At 48.2% G+C, this 3,486-nt stretch carries 2 protein-coding genes and 1 pseudogene; 2 read left to right on the top strand and 1 reads right to left on the bottom strand.

Going from position 1 to position 3,486, the window contains the following annotated elements; genetic code table 11:
• Window positions 1-202 precede the first annotated feature (202 nt).
• Window positions 203-640, top strand: a pseudogene (locus IM322_RS12275) (zinc ribbon domain-containing protein); the annotation flags it as partial.
• 47 nt (window positions 641-687) lie between these two features.
• Complete coding sequence (locus IM322_RS12270) at window positions 688-2,934, top strand: IMS domain-containing protein (RefSeq protein WP_287675717.1); 2,247 nt, start codon at window positions 688-690, stop codon at window positions 2,932-2,934.
• 167 nt (window positions 2,935-3,101) lie between these two features.
• Here the strand turns inward: IM322_RS12270 and IM322_RS12265 are convergent, their stop codons facing one another.
• Complete coding sequence (locus IM322_RS12265; protein ID WP_287675716.1) at window positions 3,102-3,374, bottom strand: hypothetical protein; 273 nt, start codon at window positions 3,372-3,374, stop codon at window positions 3,102-3,104.
• Window positions 3,375-3,486 lie beyond the last annotated feature (112 nt).

The following is a 3,486-nucleotide window of genomic DNA, read 5'->3' as shown; positions in this document are numbered from 1 at the left end:
CGTAAGTCCACATGGTAAGAGCGAAAAACAATTAAATACTGTGGGACACACAGAAATTTACGCTTGGGGAGTAGTCTTTAAGAGTGCTTACCTTGTAGGTGTAGTCGGACTAGACATGAAACTGTAAGACCAAAATTAGCTTTGCTAGTAGCGGCAAGATTCAGCCCAAGAATCTCCGCACTTTTAGGGCGGAGAGTGTCAAGTAATCAGTAAAGCTATCGTTGCCGAGGCAAAATTAACTAACTCGATTATCGCTATTGAAGACCTAACCTGTATTCGAGAGAGAACCAACCAACAACCACGAAATAAGACCGAGAGAAGACGGTCTAACTCTTGGGCTTTCTATCAACTTCGACAATTTCTCGAATACAAAGGCATCAAGGAAGGAGTTGAGGTTATCGCGGTCAATCCACGATATACCTCTCAAACCTGTCATTGTTGCCTACATATCGGAATTAGAAGCGGTAAATCGTTTAAGTGTAGTAATAAGACTTGTGGTTGGATTGGTGACGCAGACGCAAACGGTAGCAAGATGATTAGACTTTTGGGGCTGAGTGTAATCCAGCCCAGAGAGCCGAATTTATTGGCTTGCCCGATAAGTTTAGGGTTACAGAAAGCTCCCGTTAAGCTGACGCTTTAACGGGAGTAGATTACTAAGGACTCTCCAGAGTTGAGGTACAGCTAACCGTGCGAATTCCTCTCGACTACTACAGGATACTGGGAATCCCCTTTCAGGTGAGTGCCGAGCAGATTGATTTGGCCCACGCCGACCGGGGACGGCAATTGCCACGTCAAGAATACAGTCAAACAGCGATCATTGCCCGTCAGCACTTGTTAGATGAAGCTTACCAAGTGTTAAGTGCTGCGGATCGCCGTCGTGATTATGATGCTCAATTTTTCGACCCCAATCCCTTGCTTCTCAACCCAGAAAGCAGCGCCGAAAACCTAGATTCTCACGGTGGGGAAGTGACCGCCGCTTCCCCGGAATATCTCACTCCCCAGATTACCATTGCCCCCGCCGATCTGGTGGGAGCTTTGCTTATCCTGCAAGAGTTGGGAGAATACGAGTTAGTGATTCGTTTGGCCGAAACTTATCTAGATTTAGAGCCAACTACTCGCCCAGACATGATCTTAACCTTGGCTTTGGCCTACGGGGAATTAAGTCGGGAATATTGGCAGGATAAAAATTATGAACAGGCGGACAGCACCGCGGCCAAAGCCCTGACTTGGTTGGAACAAGAACAAATGTTCCCGCAAGTGGCCAGCGAGATTCGCCATGATTGCGATCGCCTGCGTCCCTACCGGATACTGGAATTGTTATCCCAAGAAAAAAAACCTAGTCTTGCCCGTCAGCGCGGCTTAAATCTCTTGGAGGAGATGTTGGCCGCTCGCGGCGGCATCGATGGCCAGGGCGACGATCGCTCTGGGTTGGGGGTGGATAATTTTTTACGCTTTATTCAACAGTTACGGGTTTATTTAACTCAGGCCGAACAGGAGAAAATCTGGGCAAAAGAGGCACAACGCCCCTCGGCGGTGGGTAATTATCTGCTGGTCTATGCCTTGATCGCCCGCGGTTTCGCCCAAAAACAACCCGCCGCTATTGTCGCAGCCAGCGATCGCCTACAGCAATTACAAAAACATCAGGATGTCTCCCTAGAGCGATCGATCTGCGCCCTACTGCTCGGTCAGACGGAACGAGCAAGCACAATTTTAGAAAAAAGTCAAGAGCAAGAAATATTAAATTATATTAAGGAACAATCCGGGCAATCTGCCGATCTTTTACCCGGGCTATGTCGTTACGGTGAGCGTTGGTTACAAACAGAAGTTTTCTGCCATTTTAGTGATTTAGTCGAGCGGAAAGCCTCACTCAAAGAGTATTTTGCCGAGGAAGAAGTACAAAATTATTTAGAAGAATTGTCAGGTTTTCCTGACGAAAAAGTTCCCGTCGAGGTTCGAGAAAAGGCCAGCGAACCCTTAGAATCGGAAGTAAATGTTCTGAAAACCCACACCCCCCCCACCCATTTAAACCCAGTGCCAGGAGTGACACCGATGAGGGAATCTGCTTATTCTTCTTCCCACTCTCGTCCCCAAAAACCGTCTTTAGCTAGAGTTAACGGTGAGCGGACAAGCACTGCTGTACCTGCCCTGAGAGCCACCGCTCAGGAGGAAACTCTCACCCCCTATACTCAGGGTAGTGTGGTGGTGACAGCAGCCTATCGTCAACCGGCACTTAATCCCCCCCGTCGTCGTCCTAGTCGCCCGCGCCACCAAGCAGCGGGCAACTCCCGGCCGGCAGCCCTAGAAACGGGAAAAACTGCCGTAGTCGCACCGAAACGGAGACGACCGGCCCGCAGAAAACTGCGACTCGATCGAGTGGCGATATTAGGGGTAGGATTAGTGGGAACAATCGCGGTTTTGTCCTTGGGGGTGAAGGCAATTGTCGATAGTCAATCTCCTTTGGCAGCCTTGCAAGGGGAACAGTTACCGATTTCTTTAAATACTCCCATACTAGAAATTCCTTCGGCTAATGCGGAAGTGATGGCAGGGATTCCCTTAGACAAGGAAACGGCCAAGGAGACGATTCAAGCTTGGTTAGGGGCAAAATCGGCGGCTTTTGGCAGTGAACACCAAAAAGAGCAATTGAAGGAGATTTTAACGGGTTCAGCCTTGGCAATTTGGCAAAAACGAGCGGCGGCTTTACAGGGAAATAACTATTGGCGCTACGATCATCAAGTGGATGTGCGCTCAGTTACTAATAATACGAAAAATCCTAATTTAGCGACGGTGGAAGCGATAGTAAACGAAAAGGCCATGTATTTCCATAATGGCAAGGAAATTGTCAATCGTTCCTATAATGAGTCCTTGAACCTGCGCTATGATTTGGTACGGCAAGGAGATAAATGGTTGATCGAAAAAACCCAAGTCTTACCCTAATTTTTTCCGATTAAATCCCCAAAAACTAGGCTTTAGGCTGCCCGCACACCCAAAAAAGGCTGCATGGCAGCCTTTTCAGTGGGAAGTGGGGAAGTGGGGAGAAGGGAGCAGGGAGAAAAAAGCTGATAACTGATAGCTGATAACTGATAACTCTCCAGAAACTTAACTCAGGTTGAGGAAGCCTCAACCAGTTGAAAGCCAAGGGATTGCGCCTTTTTCGAGAGATTGTTGATGACCCGTTGACGATACTGTTGTTCGTAATAATCTGCTCCCAGGTCTTGATAGGATTGTTTGGTCGTCCACAGATGATCAAAAATCCGCGCTATTTTATGTGCCGTAGCCGTAATCGCCTTGGCCGCACCAGCGCGGCGATAAAGACGACGATAAAAAGCCCCCAAAGCGCAACTAGAACCCGTATTTCTCACAAAAAGTGCGATCACCAACCCCAGAAGCTTTACAGAATGAGGGTTTGAACAGAGCGCTCGCCTCGAAGCACAAACGACAGTGTGTTGACGTTCCAAGACTTAAAATCATTATCAATTAGACGTTAGG

Source organism: Microcystis sp. M109S1, assembly GCF_020247025.1.
GTDB lineage: Bacteria > Cyanobacteriota > Cyanobacteriia > Cyanobacteriales > Microcystaceae > Microcystis.
The sequence above is the reverse complement of the archived record's forward strand: the minus strand, read 5'-3'. Positions and strand labels throughout refer to the sequence as shown.